The organism is Syntrophus aciditrophicus SB, from assembly GCF_000013405.1.
In the GTDB taxonomy this organism is placed as follows: domain Bacteria; phylum Desulfobacterota; class Syntrophia; order Syntrophales; family Syntrophaceae; genus Syntrophus; species Syntrophus aciditrophicus.
Genome location: NC_007759.1, coordinates 1,038,559 through 1,056,313, shown reverse-complemented (window position 1 = coordinate 1,056,313; position 17,755 = coordinate 1,038,559). Strand labels below are relative to the sequence as shown.

The window sequence follows — 17,755 nt, the reverse complement described above, 5'->3', positions numbered from 1 at the left end:
ATATTATAGTTCGCTTTTGTATAAAGTGTGATACACTGGTGACACCATGATAAAGGAGGTCGCCATGTCACCAAGATATCGAGTAACATTGACCCAGGATGATCGTAAAGAATTGGAGGCATTAACACGACGTGGAAAAACACACGCGAGAAGAGTTATACATGCCCGGGCTTTATTGCTTTGTGACGCCGGAATTGATGGGCCGGCATGGAATGTTGCCGACATTGCAAAGGCGCTTGGAATAACAAGCCGCACGATTGAACATTTAAAAAAGCGGTTTGTAACGGATGGCCTTGAATCTGCGATGGAGCGCAAACCACGGGAAAAACCGCCAAGAGAAATCTTGTTTGACGGTGCATTTGAAGCAAGGCTGATCGCCTTGGCTTGCTCAGAGGCTCCCGAGGGACACCAACGATGGACAGTCAGACTTCTTGCCGATAAGGTTGTCGAGCTGAACATCGCTCCATCCATATCGCATATGACTGTGCAGCGGATTTTAAAAAAAACGAACTTAGACCTCACCTCAGCAAGTACTGGAAAATCCCGCCGAAAGGAAGCGCAGCATTTGTAGCCGCGATGGAGGATCTTTTGGAAGTCTACCATCTGCCATATGATGCTGATTATCCGGTGGTATGCATGGACGAGTCTTGCAAGCAAATGATCGGAGAAGTCCGTGAGCCGATACCGTGCAAACCGGGACAACCGGTGCGCGTTGACGACGAATACGTCAGAAACGGCGTCGCAGAAATATTCATGGAAGTGGAACCGTTGGCGGGCAAAAGACATGTGGCGGTGACGGAACGCCGCACCAGGAAGGATTGGGCGTTGCAGATCAAACAGATGCTTGATGAACGCTATCCTGACGCAATCAAAGTGCGACTGGTTATGGACAATTTGAATACGCACAATATCGCCTCACTCTATGAAACATTTGAGCCCAAGGAGGCCAGACGCCTGGCGGAACGGCTTGACATCCATTATACGCCGAAGCATGGAAGCTGGCTCAACATGGCAGAAATTGAACTCAGCGTTCTGAATGGTCAATGCCTTGATCGACGGATCGCCGACATGGAAACCATGCAGGCCGAAGTGGATGCATGGGAAAGAGACCGAAACAACAGCTCCAAAATAATTGATTGGCAATTTACTACCTCAGACGCTCGGATCAAGCTGAAACGTCTTTATCCGAATTTATAGAAGTTACGTGGTACTAGTTCTTTGTTCCAAGTCGGCTGGTTTTCTCGTCACAGTCAAATAATGATACTCCAGAAGTGAAATGTTCAAATATAAACCTATAAAAAATTAACATAGAAACTCAATGAATCTGATAGTGTACGGAATTAATGTCAGTTATAAGGTGTTTATGCAATGTCAGGCTCAACTATCCGCCAAGAAAATCATCATCGACTGGTAGCGATGGAGGAAGACTCTTGAAAAGCCGGGCTGACATCTTCGATGAAAAGCTCATTTCGGACGCGGAGGCCAATGCCTGGGCTAAAGAGGAACGGCGGAGAACGTTGTTGGGTAAGAATACGACAACCAAAAGGAAGGCTGAGTGCATCGTCAATCCTCTACCAGCTAAATGCAGATTGACACAGAAGCGTGGGGCGGACTCTCAAGTACCCACCCATACCCTTCGGCTGCGACCAGATAAAAATAATAATTTCCCCTATTCTGGGTTCGACTGCCGGTGTCGCTGAGCAGCCTTTTAAAATTTTAGGAGACGATTTCCGTACGTCTCTGGAATTATTTCTTGTTGTGGCAGATAAATGGCTACTCAGCTCTATTCTGTGGATCTTTACTTCCAGCATGGGAGTTACCCTTGTTTATGATCGAGATACTTTGATATTTTCGCCTCCATCCCTGTAGAACTCAACATTGCACCGGAGGACCATGAAGAAACAAGTCTTGAACATCCCCTATGATCGACTCGATCCGGACACGTTAAGAACTCTGATCGAAGAGTTTGTCACCCGCGATGGAACGGACTATGGAGAAATAGAGGTGCCGCTTGAACGGAAAGTGGAGCAGGTATACAAGGAATTGAAATCCGGAAGGGCTCTCATCTTATTCGACACAGAAGATCAAACCTGTCATATTTTCGCCAAAGATGATCCGGTGCTGAAAGGTGTATTGGAGAAGGATTGAGAAGGCAATGCATTCCAATTGATAACATAAAAAATACAATCGCAAAAATCATCTCTTGTGGATAACCGGTGCGGACATGGCAGCCTTGGATTTCGCCATCAAACACAACATTCCATATGGCGGCTGGGTTCCCAAAGGAAGAAAAGCTGAAGATGGTCCGATTCCAGAGACGTATCTGCTTCAGGAAATGCCCACCAGTGATTATTCAAAATGAACAGAATAAAACGTTCTGGATTCTGACGGGTGGTTCTGCGGTGATGGAATTTCCTGCTGCGATGCACAAAAAGCCCTGCCTGCACGTTGATCTTGATAAATGGTCCATTGATGATCCCGCCTTTCTTGTCAAATCACGGACAGGCTCTCATAATCTGCAAGTACTAAATATAGCCGGACCGCGAGCCAGAAAAGATCCGGCGATCTATCAAACGACCTTGGAATTACTGGAGGCTGTGTTTAGAGGAGCGGTGTGATTCATGTTCCCCGTGGGTTAATTCCAAACAATCAAGTCTAATGGAGGATTTGTGAAAGAAAATCGATATTATCAACGTTATAATATTGTTGATGAAAAAGGGGATGCGGTACAGGCTGAAATCAAAGTCGACGGGAAGCCAGTCTGTCTTGTGGATTTCTCACTTGGAGGTTTATGCTTTCTTTCTGATAAACTTTATTCGGTCGGAGATGTTGTAAACATTTTTGTAAACTTGGAAATTCAAGGAAAAATCGACTTGATTGGTAAAGTCGTTCGGGTGACGCAGGTGGGAAAAAGCTGGTCCGTCGCTGTAGATTTATCGCACAGTTACAAACTGCTTCTCTTGCGCAAATCATGAAGATTTTTCATCAAAAAATTTTTTCATGACAAAGGCGACAGGAATGTCTATACGGCAACCTCCATGACAACCCGGTTACGGCCACCGAGTTTTGCCGCATACATCTTGTGGTCGGCTTGGGCAAGAAGGACATCGATGTTGTAACCCTCAGACGGATATGAGGCAACGCCGATGCTGGCCGTGGTGTGGACAATTTTGCCTTCCAGAACGATGGGGGTAGTCTCAATGGCATTTCGGATTCGTTCAGCAACGTCCAAGGCCCCTGATGGTGGAGTCTCCGGAAGCAGAATGATGAACTCGTCGCCGCCATGGCGCGCCAGAATGTCGGTATGACGCAGTTGAGCCTGGATTGTATTAACCAGGGTAATAAGAAGCTGATCACCGGCATGGTGGCCATATTCATCATTAATTTTCTTCAGATTATCACTGTCGATCAAAAGCAGACTCAAAGGACGGCTGTACCGTGCCGACTGTCCCAAAAGGCGTCCGGCAACGATGGCAAAACCTCTGCGGTTGTAAATTCCAGTCAACTCGTCGGTTTCCGACATCATCTTGACTTTGTTGAGACCATAGCGGATATCGGAGGCAAACATGGTGGCGATGTACGCCACCAGCACAAAGGGAGCGAACTGGGCGAACATTCCACCGGCGTATTTCAGCGACAGAAGTTCATTTATAGATGAGTGGCTTCCGAGGAAAATAAAGCAGGTGCCGATCAGGGCCAGTTCCAGGAGGGTGGTCAGCTTGCCCAGGGCCAGCGCACTGGTGATGATCACCAGCAGGTAGGAGTTCAACAGCGGGCTTTCCAGTTTTCCTGTATGCCACAGCGCAAAGGTGACAAAGCCTGTCATAATCCAGGTTTCCACTGCCAGTTTCCAGCGGGATTCCTGTTTAAAAAAATTTGCGTAGCGGAAACCCATGATGAAAGCGGCATAGAAAACAAGAGAAAGGACGACGATCGGCTTATCTTCGTCTGCAATACCGCCAAAGGCATAATAAAGCAGGACAATGATAAGCTGCAGCCATTCGATTTCCGCCACTGATCGAGAGATTCCTCGGAGTTCCTCCCGCTCAACGGTTGTCATTGTGTCGCGATCTTTTGCCATAAAAACCTTCACTTTGGATTACATGCTGTGTTTGCAGAACCTGACCATTGATTGCTTTTGAAGAAGCTTCTCGCAGGTACTGTCAATTTTTTTGTGTGAAATTTTCATAGGCCAGCTCTTTGAAGAAAGGCAGGTTCTTGCGCACTTTTCCTACGGGATTCGACCTCCAATGCAATTCCATTTTTAAAGATATGTAGGCCAGGATGCGATAGCATGCTGTTTCTCCAGCCACAATTTCCATGACCTTGGTCCGACGTCGAAACTCTTTGTTTAACCGTTCGATGATGTTTGTTGTTCTTAACGAAATCCATTCCTCGGAAGGAAAATTGAAAAAGGTTAAACAGGCGTCGATGCTGCGCTTCAGGCATTCAACTGCTGACGGAAGCGTCTTTTCCCATCTTTTTATAAAGGCTTCAAAACATGCCCATGCCGTCTCCCGTGAAGGTGCATAGAAGATGGAACGCAGATCATTCGCCACATCCTTTTTGAACTTTTTCGATACCTTGGCCAGGACATTCCGGGCTACATGGACTTGGCAACGCTGTGTTTTCGCCTGCGGAAACTCTTCTCTGAAAACGGTCTCCAAACCCGGCAATCCATCCATTATCCCCAAGGTGACGTTTCCTCCTTTCATTCCACGGGATTTCAAGTCTTTGAAAAACTCCCGCCAGGAGGTTGCAGATTCTTTGTCCCCGGCCTGGAGACTCAGTACCAGTTTCTGCCCGGTCTCCGTCACACCGATGGCCACCAAGACTGGAATACTCTCGATGGTTCTTCCCATACGCATATGGAAGTGGACGCCATCAATAAACAGGTACTTGACCGGTTCCTCTGATAAATCCCGCCGACGCCACGTTTCGACGGCCTCATTGAGATCGCTGCTTGCGCTGCTGATTTCCGCCGGAGAAATCTTCCGTCCTATAAGCCTCTCGGATAGCATGGACAGGGTCCTGGTGCTGACGCCGGCTAGAAATAAAATGCTGAAGTCCCTGGCCACCTCCTCTTCATACTGTTTGCTCCGAGGAATAACGGTTGTCTTGAACTCACCGTTACGATCCCTGGGAATATCCACATGGACTTCACCAATCCCTTTGAGGGTAAAACCACGGCCATAGGAACCATTGCGATGATTTGCTCTCTTTCCCTCCACCCGGACATACGGCTCTCTTCCCAGATAATGGGTCAACTCCGCATTCATCATCTCTGTAAGATAGTTGCCAACAACCTCTCTGATATCCAAGCGAATCATCTCAAACAATTTCCCCGGCTGCTCTTGAATCTCCTTGAATATATCCGTAATCTCAGATACCGTTACTTCCAGTTTCATGGCGCTTTCTCCTTTCATTCAGGTTTGTGGGGACAAACCCTTGTAAAGGAAAAGCGCCTTTTTTACTACCCTTCGAGATATAACCCAAAGTTGTGGACAGGATAGAAAGAAGGCGTATCCTCCAAACGTTTAATCCAAAAAACGAAGCCCCTTTAGCAAGAAGGGGAGGAAAGGATACGCCCGTGGAGAATAATGACCGCGATTATTGGGAAAAGCAAGTTAAAGAAGAAGCAAAGAACGTCCTGGAACTGATTATCCGAGAAGGAGCCTGCCGGATGTTGCAGGCGGCGATTGAGAACGAAGTAAGCGAGTACATTGACCGCTTTAAGAATGAAAAAGACTCCAGGAACAGGCGGTTAGTTGTGAGAAACGGTTCCTTGCCTGAAAGAGAGATCGTAACAGGTATCGGCCCCTTAAAGCTAAAACAGCCCAGGATTCATGACAAAAGAGAAGATCAGCTTTTTACGAGCAATATTCTGCCGAGATATATGCGCCGGATTCCCTCGGTTGATGCCTTAATCCCAGCACTGTATCTTAAAGGAATCTCCACGGGAGATTTCAGCAAGGTGCTGGAATCCATATTGGGGAAGAATGCATCGGGGCTTTCCGCGACCAATATCGTCCGGCTGAAGAGGCTCTGGGAGCAGGATTATAAAGACTGGGCCAGACGAGATCTTTCCTCCAAACGATATGTTTATTTCTGGGCAGACGGCATTTACTTCAATGTTCGTTTGGAAGATGCCGAGAATAAGCGGCAATGCATCCTGATCATTATGGGAACATTGGAAAACGGGAAGAAAGAACTCGTCTCCATTCTCGATGGCTATCGGGAAAGCAAACAAGCCTGGCAGGAGATGCTGGGCGATCTCAAGCACAGGGGTCTTAAAGAAGGTCCCAAGTTGGCAGTGGGCGATGGAGGTCTGGGATTCTGGGCAGCCCTGCGGGAGGAATTTCCGGAAACAATAGAGCAACGTTGCTGGGTTCATAAGACTGCTAATATTCTGGATAAGATGCCCAAGAGTATTCAGCCGAGAGCCAAGGTGCATATCCGGGACATGTACATGGCGCCAACAAAAGAGGAAGCCCTCAAGGCCTTTCATCATTTTCTGTCACAGTATCAGGCGAAATATGAAAGGGCTTGCAACTGCTTAGAGAAGGATACGAACAGTCTTTTCGCGTTTTATGATTTCCCCGCAGAGCACTGGCGTCATATCCGGTCTACCAATCCTATTGAATCCACTTTTGCCACGGTCAGGCTGCGCACAAATCGGACAAAAGGCTGTGGATCACGGTTAGCAACGCTGACCATGGTTTTCAAGCTGGCAATGGAAGCGGAAAAAACCTGGCAGAGAATCAAAGGGCATCAACTTATCGGAAAGGTCATTGAAGGAATCCGGTTTGTTGACGGCCTCATCATGCAAGAAGCGGCTTAATTTTGGCTGAGAAGGATACGCTGAGAAAAGATATCATCCACAACATTTGACAATATCTCCTACCCTTCACCGGCACCTGAAATTTCACACAAAATGTTTTACACTACCCTTCTCGCAATTCCAGAATAAATAAAATCATCTTGCACGATTGCCTGTCAAGCAGGCAATATTTAATTAAATATAATGTCATACTTTGAGAATATAGCAATACGGATTGGTTACGGGAATAATCCCACATGCAAACTGGGATAAGGGTGTATGGGATCAATAGGGATTATTCAAGATATTCTGTGGGACAGGGAATTGTCGCGGCAATCCGGAGAGAAAGACATAATCAATGGCTCCAGAGGTTGCATCGATTCGGGTCGTTGAGGGCCAGTTTTCGTACAAGCGAGCATATTGCCAGCCTTCGAGCCTATCTCCGCCACGGGGAGCGACTCATCGAATATTCGGCGGCTCATATCCAGCATATGCAGAAAGCCCTCATGCAGATGAACTTACAGCTTCATCATGTAGTATCCGATATAACAGGGGCAACCGGGTGAAAATTATCCGAGATATTATCAAGAGGGAGAACGGCGCGCTGCCAAATTGGCAACCCACACAGAGACATTCGCTGCAAGGAGTCCGAGAAAACAATAACAGCAGTTCCTACCGGAAATTATCGTAAGGAGCATTTTTTTTACATTGAAGCAATCAGCTGAACTCTGAGACTTTTACGAGGGGCGTATCAGGGAATGTGATATCCGTATAGAAAATGCCATGAAAAAACTGAAACAGCATCAGGTTCTTTTTACAGAAGGTTGGCTGGGCGGGTCGGTAAAGTGAAAGCTTTTACAGCCAATGAAAGAAAATTGGCAGTTCTATTCTATTCAATGATGAAGTGTGGCAGGTATTATGTCGAGCCCGGAGCCGAATACTATGAAACTCAATACCGTAATCGTGTATTGTTGAACCTTAAAAAAGGGTTAAACGGCTGGGATACAAGCTTGTTGCCATTCCTGTCCCCGAAATTCTGTATGTAGAAGTTTCTTAGGAAAGCAGCCGGGTACTTTGCCAGGGAGCCGCTGCACGGTTCGCGATGATCAGGGAATTTCAACTCGCCTATCCTGTTGTGCTTTTGTGTCGGGTTTTAAATGTAACGACAAGCGGATTCGAACAATTAAACCACGATTGCCTCCAGGACAATCTCAAACGTATCAAGCTGACCAGGGCTGCAAAGGTTCTGGATACCATCGTAACTCATTCCAAGGAAGATCGGGTTTCGCATCTCTCTTTCCTGGATCGCCTCCTGGAAGAGGAAGTGGCGGCCAGGGAAAAGAGGCGGATCGAAACCTCTTCGATCATCTCTTTCTGTTATGAGAAGAGCTATGCCATTATCACCTCAAACAAGAGCTTCATCGACTGGCAGGAACTCTTTGGAGATCCCGTAATTGTCTCGGCCATTCAGGACAGGCTGCACCATCACAGCAAGGTGATCAACATCAAGGGACACAGCTATCGGTTAAAAGAACATGCCTTCAGCAAACAGATTTACAACCAGCGAGGAGATGATTCCGTAAACAATCTGTCATCATGAACCATTTATCCAGAATAAAGGGTTGGTACATTTTTATTTTCCCAAAACTGGTATACTTTTACTTTCCCATTGACAGTAAGATCCCAAAAGCAGGCAGGAACACAAAGGTCCTCACAACCCCGGTTGTTCACATACCGATTCTCCCAAAGCAATCTTCCGTGACCCGAACCGAACCCGGAACATCGGCACATCGGAAAAAGACTTGGAAGGTGGAAATCAGAAACCTCACCCTTGCGCCAAAGGGATACTGTCTTCCTGACATCAAGAAAATGAATATGGCGATTCGGATGGGTATGAGGGAAATTGCTGGTGTGAGGATTTTCGAGGAAACAACAACGATCTTCGGATCGTCACAACAGACATAGGAGAAGGATGAAAAAACGGATATTGCAGCATTGTTCACCACTGAATCACTGCCGATTCAGGGCCCCTCAAAATCCTTTTAGGGAAAGGCTGAAAAAAACGTACCGCCCTGGCAGTTGCACAGCCTGCGCAACCGAGTCGAAAACCGGTGAAATATTAAGAAGTGGAAATCCCTCAATCCGGAAATCATCTAAGTGATATCAATCAGAGCAAGCTTATCGCTTAGAATTTTCGTGTGGATCACAGCCACATCATCAAGCCCATTTCGAACGGGTGGGTCAGAGATTCATGATAGGGATACACCCTTATTCTATAGAGCAGTTTGCCGCAAATCCCCGGTGTAAACTCCAGACTGAACAGACATTCCTTGCCAGCACAGCCATCCGGTTTCATCAATGCCGCCTGCACATTGCTGTCCTCGCCCTGTTTGGAAGCACGGCCAATAAGCACCTCCACCCTCACGTCTTCATGCATCAGTCCGTTCAGATCGACTGCCACCTTAAGAGCTGTGCTTTCGCCGAAACAGATGCGGTTCCGGGGATCATCAAGGCGGCGCAAATTGACGCCACTCCATGCCTGCCGCACTCTGGCTTTCCAGCTGGCAAGATGTTGAGCGGCAGCAAATCCGTTTTCGGAATAATGCCTCCACTGGCGTGAAGCGCGTCCATAAAACTTGTTCACGTATTCCATGACCATACGGGCCGAACTGAAACGCGGCAAAAGGGTAATGATGGAACGCTTGGCCATGCTGACCCACTCATCGGAAAAACCCAGTTCGTGGCGACGGTAATATGTTGGAATGACCTGATCCTGCAGCAGCTCGTAAAGGTCGCGGCTGTCCTCCTGGTCGCGGCGGGTTTCGTCGAAATATTCAGGGGCAGGCTTGATGGCCCAGCCGTTGCTGCCGTCGTAACCCTCCTCCCACCAGCCATCTGCAACCGACAGGTTGATCACGCCGTTCATGGCTGCCTTCATTCCCGAGGTACCGGATGCTTCAAGAGGATATATGGGGGTGTTCAACCACACATCGCAGCCGGCAACCAACCGGCGGGCGAAGCCCATGTCGTATCCTTCAACCATGAGTATTTTTCCTTCAAATTCCGGCCAGCGCGAAATATCAAATATGCGGCGGATGAGTTCCTGTCCGGGCTTGTCAGCCGGATGGGCCTTGCCCGCAAAAATGAAAAGTACGGGCCGGTCTGCATCCTTGACGACGGAACGCAGCCAGTCCATGTTCTCAAATATCAATGCAGCTCGCTTGTAAGTGGCGAAACGGCGGGCGAAACCAATGGTCAATACGTTGGGATCAAGGGGATTGGCGAACTTGAGCATACGCACAAGATGAGCGTCGGACCCGTGATTGCGCAGGTGCTGCTGGGTGACATGGTGATGCACCGAATACAGCATTTGGGACTTCAACGCCTGGTGCACGGCCCAGAAATGATGGTCCGGGATGGACGCCACCTTTTCCCAGAATTTGACGTCTGTCTGGCGTCGACGCCATTCATAGCCCAGCATGCTGTCGAACAGGTCCTGCCATTCCTTGGCAAGGAATGTGGAAACATGGACTCCATTGGTGATGAAGTCCATAGGGGACTCACATGGACGTACCTGAGGCCACATATCGGACAGAATTCTAGAGGAAACCCTTCCGTGGATTCGGGACACGCCATTATGGTGGCGTGTCCCGCTGAGTGCCAGTTTCGTCATGTTAAAATCCCGGCCGTGACTCGCGCCGCCCAGCTTCATGAATTCGTCGCGCTGCACACCCAGATCGTTAAAGCAATCCCTGAAGTAGCTCCAGATCATTTCCTGCTCGAAGAGGTCATGTCCTGCCGGCACCGGTGTATGGGTTGTAAACACCGTGTTGGCTGCCGTCGCCTCCAAGGCTGCATGGAAAGAAAGCCCTTTTTTTACTTTACGGCGTATGCGTTCCAGCATCATAAAAGCGGCATGGCCTTCATTGATATGATAAACTGTTGGATTCAATCCCAGTGCCTCCAGGGCGCGTACGCCTCCGATGCCCAAAACGATCTCCTGCTTGATGCGGGTATGCTTGTCTCCGCCATAGAGCTGATGGGTAATGTAACGGTCCTCCTCCATGTTGGCGGGCAAATAGGTATCCAGCAGATACAGCCGCACATGGCCGATACGCGCCACCCATACCTTTACCTCCACATTACGGCCCGGCAACTCGACATATACATGGATTTCTGTTTCTTCCTCAATCAGAGCAGGCTTAATCGGCAAATCCTCGAACTCTGAATCGGTATACGTGACAATTTGATTTCCATCGTTGTCGATGCGCTGTAAGAAGTATCCCTGACGATACAGCAAACCTACTGCTACGAAGGGCAGACGCAGATCGGAAGCAGACTTGCAATGATCACCGGCCAGAATGCCCAGCCCCCCGGAATAAACAGGAAAACTCTCGTGGAAACCGAACTCGGCGCAGAAATAGGCGATCAGATCACCTGGATTAAGATCCAGGGGCATATCCCGGCGCAGGGGTTCACTCATGTACGTGTCAAAGGCTGAAAGCACGCGGTTGTAGCTGCCCAGGAAGATGTGGTCTTCCGCCGCCTCTGTCAGGCGCTCCTCGTCCACTCTTTTGAGGAAGGCCTTGGGATTGTGATTTACCTTATCCCAAAGGCCTGGGTGCAGAAGTGCGAACAGGGTACGGGTAGGCCGATCCCAACTGTACCAGAGGTTATTGGCCAACTCGGTCATCCGGGACAGGCGGCGAGGGATGCGGGGGTTGACCTCGATGACAAAAGGCGTACCGGGTTGCATATATTATTTCCTTTCTCACAGACAGATGGCAAGCCACAAGGTTCCTTCAAATTTCCGCGTCTCGAATGCGCAGGAATAAACATCTTACCATCCGCTTTTTTGATGAAATGTTGCAGGAGGAATTTTTGTTCCGTGATGGATCGGGCAGTGTCAAACACAACGTTCATTGACAATGCCTTGATAATGATAAGAACTTGATTAATTTTTATATAATTATATGAATGACGATTTTGTGTCAAGATGAGATTTAGGTACTGTCATCTTTTTGAGTGAAAGTTTCGTAAAAGTTCTAAATATATGGGCGCTTTCTCTATCTTCACCTATTTTCTCCCATCACATTTCCAGTGATTTAAAAAAGACTTTCAATAGATTTGTCGGAGATTTATATAGAAACGGTTGTTTCTATACAGAAAGGGGGGCAGGTTGTTATGAAAATATTGTTAGCCGTGGTTTGTGCGGCATTGTTAATGTTAGGGCCGGTATCTCCTGCTTTTTCGGCAGCGGCTGTGGAATATGGAATGATCGGCAGCAAAGGCGCACCCGGCACCAGTGGCTTAGGAAACGCTCTGAACAAAAAGTTCAAAAAGTTGAGGGAAAAGATGAGCCAGGACACACCATCATCGATGTCATCAAGACCAAGCACCTCTTCAAGTGTTGCTGGTAAAATAAGGGTGGAAGAGAATAAACCGATAGACCTGGTTCCAACTGCTGGAGGAGCTGTAGATAGAGAAACAGGAATGTTTTACAAAGACGAAGGCGGAGGGTATTACAATCCTGAAACAACCACTTTTGTAATTCGCGATTCATCCGGCAGCAAAGAGCCTTAGAATCCGGTTGTGGTCAGTATGTTTGTTGATGATATTGAAAAAGGGTTAGGGCGTCGTTTATCTTCATGACATCATCCTCCTTTCGATCCTGTCTGGTCGTCTTTGGGCAGAGCATATGAATAATGCCGGAAAGGCTGAAAAAAGAGTCCTGAACTGAATGAAAAGGGATGGCAGGGGTGATCATATTTGCCGGAATCCATCAAAAAGAAAGTCATTGCAAGAAACCGCAGGAAGAGACTCTACGGATTGAATGATTCTATTTTGAGCAATAAAACGGTATTTTTGCTTCCTTATGCGGAAAGAAGCAGCGATTTCAAAATTCAAGAAGCTGCAATGTATGCCGCGACGTAATAATTGGATGAATCATAAAAATGCGCCTTGAAGGAAGAAATAGATGCAGAGGATTGAGAGATGCCAGAAGGAACGGTAAAATGGTTTAGCGGTTCTTTTGGCAATATTGAACAAGACGGGGGCAAGGATGCTTATGCCCATTATTCCGTAATTCAATCTGACGGTTTTAAATATTTGCACAAAGGAGATAGGCTCACAAACCAGTTATAAACACAATCCACACTCTTCATTTTTTCGGCTTTGTGATCATCCATGTGATCCCATTTACCGATATCACAGCTAACCATATTAACATTAGAACTTTACGATCAATCGTCAACTGGGGAACGTCTTTACTGGAGCTCAGCCTTGAATCATTATATAAAGTTGCCGCTGGCACTTTCCCATAAAAACCATTTATAGGTTCGCCCCAATCAAAGCGAGTAACAGGTGGGAAAATATCGGTACCAACAATAAACAAAGTCGATAAAAAGACAATTAAGATAAAATTGTTGGAAAAAACTTTGCGTTAAATCGCTGAGAACAAATAAAGCTCGTTCCTAATACTGTTACTAACTGTATGACTGCGACAGCTTCGATAGCGAATGGGCCAAATGCGTAAAAGACAAAGTACCATGCCATTGTCAGCAGAGCTGGTCGGGATTAACCGGACAGGTGCATAAGTGATAAAGCTGCTCTATAATGCCCCCGAAGGAGGAGCAACATATGAGCAAGAGACCGAGAAGAAATCATGCACCAGCTTTCAAGGCAAAGGTGGCGTTAGAAGCCCTGAGAGGCGACCAGACAATCGTTGAACTCTCTCAGCGATACCAGGTTCATCCGAACCAGATTACAGAGTGGAAGAAACAGCTCCTTGAACACGCCGCGGACATTTTCGGTAAGGATAAGAAGACCGATCCATCATCTGTCATAAAAGAACTTCATGCCAAGATTGGTCAGCTATCGATGGAAAACGATTTTTTATCCGGCGCGCTCGTTCGAATAGGAGACACGAGCGCAAAGCGATGATCAACAGGAAAGATGCTCTCCCAATAACACGGCAATGTCGTCTGCTTGATTTGAGCAGATCCGGATTTTACTACACTCCAAGGCCTGTGAGTGCAAAAGACCTTGAGCTGATGCGCCAAATCGACGAGATTCATCTGGCATTTCCTTTTTATGGGAGTCGTAAAATTCGCGACGAACTTTGGGCAAGAAAGCATAACGTGGGTCTTGACAAGGTTCGCCGGCTGATGCGTCGGATGGGCATCGAGGCTCTGTATGTCAAGCCCAGACTTTCGCTGTCTTACCCTGAGCATGTAAAATATCCCTATCTACTCCGAAGGCTTGAGATCAACCGGGCCAACCAGGTGTGGATAACTGATATTACGTATATTCCCATGGCAAAGGGATTCTGTTATCTTGTGGCAATTATGGACTGAGCCAGCCGGATGGTTCTTTCCTGGCGTCTTTCCAATACCCTAGATAGTGCTTTCTGTGTGGACGCTTTGGAAGAAGCCGTCGCCAGATACGGCTGTCCTGAAATCTTCAATACGGATCAGGGCAGCCAGTTTACTGCCGAAACATTTACAGATGCCCTTAAATCCAGGAGCATTGCGATCAGCATGGACGGTAAAGGCCGCTGGATGGACACGGGGAGATGCGTCAAGTATGAGGATATTTACCTGAAGGCCTATAATTCGATGGCAGAAACCAAGAAGGGACTGGCTGCCTATTTTACGTTCTATAATGAAAAGAGATGGCACCAGAACTTTGACAGGAAAACTCCAGCTATGGTTTACTTTGATTCTCTACCGCAGAAACAGGCTGCGGCATGAAACTCAACTAGGAGCAGTTTCACACTTATGAACCCCTGTTACCTGTCCAATTTATCCCGACCATCTCTCTAATCATTGGTGCACTCAGTTATGGAGTGAGCCTGGTCCTTTTCATTCATGCCTTGAGAGAAATCGGATCGGCGAGAACCAGCACATGGTTCGCTTCAGGACCATTTATCGGCACCATCCTTTCCGTTATCGTTCTTGGAGAGCGTCCACCCGTGGAATATTGGATGGCGGCGCTGCTTATGCTTTCGGGAATGTTCTTTCTCTATTTCGAGGTACACCGGCATATTCACCAGCATGAACGACTTGCTCATGCTCATCCTCACGAACATGATGAACATCACCGTCATGAGCACAATGAAGAAGAATACAAAAGCAAACATGACCACTACCATGTGCATGAGCCGATAACCCACTCTCATGTGCATTGGCCCGATATACATCATCGGCACATTCACTGATACTGAAATACTGGTTGACTCCATTTCCGACTGATGCGGCACATGAGGGGCACGAGATAGTTTTTAAATAAATAAATTATTGTCAGCTTAAATTCCCAAAGTAAACAGGCTGACAATGGTATAGCGTGCCAGTTTACCGACCAAGACTAAATTTGAAAACTTCCACAGATTGAACTACAACGCACATCTGCCAAACTTTCTTAGTCAACATGAGTTATCCGTACATATTTTTCAAGTCGGATTCTGAGCTTAGGAAAAAACATTTTGATAACTGCCACGAAGAGAGTGTTGATAAAGAACATTATAAGAATTCAATATATTAGGGAACTATATCAACAGGTCTTGTTTATAACTTCATTGATTTCTGTGGAGAGGAATGACGAAACAGGAAAAATTAATAGAGATTTACCTGATTGCCTATATAACAGGCAATCTCAATCCTATATAATGCCGCATTTAAAGAGTAAAGCAACCCTGATTAGTTACGGGAAATATTCCATCTGCAAACTGGCATAGGCAGATATGGGATTAAGCGGAATTGAGCTGTTTATCTGAACAGGACGTGGAAAACATCTTTTCTCGGCCCGATTCTTATCGTATCTTCTAAGAAACCGCTTATTGAACCGACTGGATATGCTGTGGCAACTGCCGATCCGGTCGATTGTAGGCCAATGGTTAAACTCGAAGAAGAAAAAGTACGTGTTGGTTTATATCCGGGGGTATGCGCAGGAACTTGAGAACATACACCCAGTGAACCCTTTCCCCGGTGAAAGGAGCGCAGCGCATTTACGAAATTGTAATCAAATCAGCGTTGCTCAACAAATTATCGTGAACAAGACCCGAATTGACAGTAACCCCGACTTTACCCCCTGTACAGCGCTCTCAAGCATACTTTTTTCGCCATATAGCTGCCCGCGCCAGAACATCACATCTTTTCCTGTATATGTAACTTATTTGTTGAAAAATACTGTCCGACACGGTATAGCTGTGATGCAGCCGTGGGTGAGAACCCTAATTTGCCCTTCGTGACAGATTAACTTTCTCTGCGTACCTCACGGCTGCACCTTTTAATGCAAAGGCGAAAAACCCCAGCCAATATTCAGTCATGCCGGGAGGTTGGCGCGGAAAACGAAGTGCAAAAATAATTTGGGTTGGTTTTTTATAACCAATCTTAATGCATCCTCTCCGCCTTCAACCACACCATAACATCCCGGACTTTTTCTTCACAGCTTCACAGCCGAAAAAATCAAGTCTATCCAACTCGCCAATAGCACGCGCCAGCGCATCAAACCTTTCATTCTCACGATGTCTTTCATGCTGCCTTATCCACACCCCCTCAAAATGATGCCGTTTTGACCAAACGATCAGTTCTTCTCACAGATCGCTTAAATACGGTCTTCATGGCGGCAATCACCCAGCCTCTACCCGGCCAGTCATCAATCCTGTCGGCATGTCGTTATGATATTTGCTATCCTTTGTCATTGTTATCCGGCTATAGGCCGGCCGCTTCCGACATTGAGAAGACGCTCTGGCTTTTGTTGGCAGGGCTTTGCGGTAATCAAGTTGATCAGACAACAGAAAAGTCATCGGCAATGGTTAAGATTGAGGGGGAAACGGTATCAATTTAGAGGTGAGAAAATTACTGCTTCTGAGATGTTTTTAAGGATGGTATTGATTAACTTTGAGTATTGCTGCCTGAAAGTTGTTTTTCAAATTTCCTCCATCTGCACAACATTTCAATTGGGAATAATCACATAGTAAGTTACAATTTCATCAGCATGATGATTCCGTTTTAGAAACGGAGAGATTTGTCAATAGTTCTGGTTTCCATGATGAAAAAAACTCTCATTTTCAGTATCATAATATTGATGGTAGTAATTCAAGGATGCATAGCTATTCCTATCCCTGTACCCGAGAAGGAAGTTATATCAGGAAAAGAAATTAAAGGGGAAAATGTTGCCTTCATTAAAACTGGCGCTACTACACGAGAGGAAGTGATTGAAAAACTCGGGAAACCATATTCGATAATAGAAGACATTCGAGTTATTTCCTATAAGTGGGAAATGCTATCAGCTTATGTGCCCTGGATTATCGGAGGTGGTTATAGTGCTTCTGGTGGTGTTCTTTCTGTTCCAAGTCCTAAAGTCTTTTTTGTTCAATTTGATGAAAATGAACATGTAATCCAATTCGAAATTATAACGCAATCGCCGTTGGAAACTATTAGGGAGAGTGCTATTAGATGGGTGGAAAAACATCCAGAAACAAGCAGTCATAAAAGACCTGAAGAATATTCTGCCCTTTTGATCCCAAGGGACAAAGCTATGATCTGTGTCTATCGTCCTGGTGGATTTACTGACGCTCCGTTGCTACATGCACCAGCTGTTTTTCTGGATGATACCGATAATTTGTTAGCTGAATTACGCAAATCCACTTATGTAACGGCAATTGTACCAACAGGGATACATTCGATTACCGTTGATTCCCTTCCAGGTAGTCCAAGGAAGTATTTTTCTGTACAAGGAGAGCATATAACGACACTGACCATAGATGTTTCCGCAGGGCGTATATATTATATAAAGTTAAGAATAACCCATGGATTTGGCGAGCTAAAGCCGATTCTGACGCTTCTTTCAGAAGAAGAGGCTATGTCGGTGTTGAAAGAATTGAAGTATATCGGAAATTTAACGAAATAACAAATTAATCATTAATTTAATTTT

At 46.4% G+C, this 17,755-nt stretch carries 15 protein-coding genes and 1 pseudogene; 13 read left to right on the top strand and 3 right to left on the bottom strand.

Annotation, left to right across the window (positions count from 1 at the left end; translation table 11 throughout):
• Positions 1 to 64: 64 nt before the first annotated feature.
• The 6 genes from SYN_RS16040 to SYN_RS04825 all read left to right on the top strand — a co-directional run bounded on the left by SYN_RS16040 (position 65) and on the right by SYN_RS04825 (position 2,975).
• Positions 65 to 1,197, top strand: a protein-coding gene (locus tag SYN_RS16040; RefSeq protein ID WP_148202487.1) for an IS630 family transposase whose coding sequence is annotated in 2 segments (ribosomal slippage) — positions 65 to 494 and positions 494 to 1,197 — 1,134 coding nt in all. Because the reading frame shifts where the segments join, the coding sequence is not laid out codon by codon here.
• A 233-nt stretch (positions 1,198 to 1,430) separates the two neighbouring features.
• Complete coding sequence (locus SYN_RS04840; protein WP_041584738.1) at positions 1,431 to 1,700, top strand: hypothetical protein; 270 nt, start codon at positions 1,431 to 1,433, stop codon at positions 1,698 to 1,700.
• A 193-nt stretch (positions 1,701 to 1,893) separates the two neighbouring features.
• On the top strand, positions 1,894 to 2,148 hold the full coding sequence (locus tag SYN_RS04835) for a YheU family protein (protein ID WP_041584737.1): 255 nt from the start codon (positions 1,894 to 1,896) through the stop codon (positions 2,146 to 2,148).
• Between the two features lie 76 nt (positions 2,149 to 2,224).
• Entirely contained in the window at positions 2,225 to 2,362 is a 138-nt protein-coding gene (locus tag SYN_RS16755; RefSeq protein WP_202943588.1) for a YpsA SLOG family protein, read from the top strand.
• Positions 2,346 to 2,618, top strand: coding sequence for a YpsA SLOG family protein (locus SYN_RS15720; protein WP_049749903.1), 273 nt, complete (start codon positions 2,346 to 2,348; stop codon positions 2,616 to 2,618). Before SYN_RS16755 ends, SYN_RS15720 begins: the two co-directional genes overlap by 17 nt.
• A 51-nt stretch (positions 2,619 to 2,669) precedes the next feature.
• On the top strand, positions 2,670 to 2,975 hold the full coding sequence (locus SYN_RS04825; protein WP_011416933.1) for a PilZ domain-containing protein: 306 nt from the start codon (positions 2,670 to 2,672) through the stop codon (positions 2,973 to 2,975).
• Positions 2,976 to 3,022: 47 nt separating this feature from the next.
• Here the strand turns inward: SYN_RS04825 and SYN_RS04820 are convergent, their stop codons facing one another.
• On the bottom strand, positions 3,023 to 4,081 hold the full coding sequence (locus tag SYN_RS04820; protein ID WP_041584736.1) for a GGDEF domain-containing protein: 1,059 nt from the start codon (positions 4,079 to 4,081) through the stop codon (positions 3,023 to 3,025).
• Between the two features lie 82 nt (positions 4,082 to 4,163).
• Positions 4,164 to 5,408 (bottom strand): IS256 family transposase, encoded by a 1,245-nt coding sequence (locus SYN_RS04815; RefSeq protein WP_237671310.1) that lies wholly within the window; start codon positions 5,406 to 5,408, stop codon positions 4,164 to 4,166.
• 182 nt (positions 5,409 to 5,590) lie between these two features.
• Between SYN_RS04815 and SYN_RS04810 the strand changes: the two genes are divergently transcribed.
• Both SYN_RS04810 and SYN_RS15135 read left to right on the top strand, forming a co-directional pair.
• Entirely contained in the window at positions 5,591 to 6,841 is a 1,251-nt protein-coding gene (locus tag SYN_RS04810; protein ID WP_041584729.1) for an IS256 family transposase, read from the top strand.
• 1,081 nt (positions 6,842 to 7,922) lie between these two features.
• Positions 7,923 to 8,420: an ATP-binding protein gene (locus SYN_RS15135; RefSeq protein ID WP_011416929.1), complete on the top strand. Its 498-nt coding sequence runs from the start codon at positions 7,923 to 7,925 to the stop codon at positions 8,418 to 8,420.
• Positions 8,421 to 9,023: 603 nt separating this feature from the next.
• On the opposite strand, the gene glgP is transcribed toward SYN_RS15135, so the two are convergent.
• Positions 9,024 to 11,576, bottom strand: a complete 2,553-nt coding sequence (glgP, locus tag SYN_RS04790) for an alpha-glucan family phosphorylase (protein WP_011416927.1) — start codon at positions 11,574 to 11,576, stop codon at positions 9,024 to 9,026.
• Between the two features lie 428 nt (positions 11,577 to 12,004).
• Between glgP and SYN_RS04785 the strand changes: the two genes are divergently transcribed.
• The 5 genes and pseudogenes from SYN_RS04785 to SYN_RS04760 all read left to right on the top strand — a co-directional run bounded on the left by SYN_RS04785 (position 12,005) and on the right by SYN_RS04760 (position 17,731).
• Positions 12,005 to 12,403 (top strand): hypothetical protein, encoded by a 399-nt coding sequence (locus SYN_RS04785; protein WP_041584734.1) that lies wholly within the window; start codon positions 12,005 to 12,007, stop codon positions 12,401 to 12,403.
• Positions 12,404 to 12,814: 411 nt separating this feature from the next.
• On the top strand, positions 12,815 to 12,964 hold the full coding sequence (locus tag SYN_RS15710; RefSeq protein ID WP_083756440.1) for a cold shock domain-containing protein: 150 nt from the start codon (positions 12,815 to 12,817) through the stop codon (positions 12,962 to 12,964).
• Between the two features lie 495 nt (positions 12,965 to 13,459).
• Positions 13,460 to 14,571, top strand: a pseudogene (locus SYN_RS15705) (IS3 family transposase).
• 35 nt (positions 14,572 to 14,606) lie between these two features.
• Positions 14,607 to 15,038, top strand: coding sequence for a DMT family transporter (locus tag SYN_RS15700; RefSeq protein WP_083756439.1), 432 nt, complete (start codon positions 14,607 to 14,609; stop codon positions 15,036 to 15,038).
• A gap of 1,808 nt (positions 15,039 to 16,846) precedes the next feature.
• Positions 16,847 to 17,731, top strand: coding sequence for a hypothetical protein (locus tag SYN_RS04760; RefSeq protein ID WP_011416918.1), 885 nt, complete (start codon positions 16,847 to 16,849; stop codon positions 17,729 to 17,731).
• The last annotated feature ends 24 nt before the right edge of the window (positions 17,732 to 17,755 follow it).

Excerpts from the sequence above, each read along its gene's own strand:
- SYN_RS04835 (WP_041584737.1), top strand. The coding sequence starts at position 1,894 with ATGAAGAAACAAGTCTTGAACATCCCCTATGATCGACTCGATCCGGAC.
- SYN_RS16755 (WP_202943588.1), top strand. The coding sequence starts at position 2,225 with ATGGCAGCCTTGGATTTCGCCATCAAACACAACATTCCATATGGCGGC.
- SYN_RS04820 (WP_041584736.1), bottom strand. The coding sequence starts at position 4,081 with ATGGCAAAAGATCGCGACACAATGACAACCGTTGAGCGGGAGGAACTC.
- SYN_RS04815 (WP_237671310.1), bottom strand. The coding sequence starts at position 5,408 with ATGAAACTGGAAGTAACGGTATCTGAGATTACGGATATATTCAAGGAG.
- SYN_RS15135 (WP_011416929.1), top strand. The coding sequence starts at position 7,923 with ATGATCAGGGAATTTCAACTCGCCTATCCTGTTGTGCTTTTGTGTCGG.
- glgP (WP_011416927.1), bottom strand. The coding sequence starts at position 11,576 with ATGCAACCCGGTACGCCTTTTGTCATCGAGGTCAACCCCCGCATCCCT.
- SYN_RS04785 (WP_041584734.1), top strand. The coding sequence starts at position 12,005 with ATGAAAATATTGTTAGCCGTGGTTTGTGCGGCATTGTTAATGTTAGGG.
- SYN_RS15710 (WP_083756440.1), top strand. The coding sequence starts at position 12,815 with ATGCCAGAAGGAACGGTAAAATGGTTTAGCGGTTCTTTTGGCAATATT.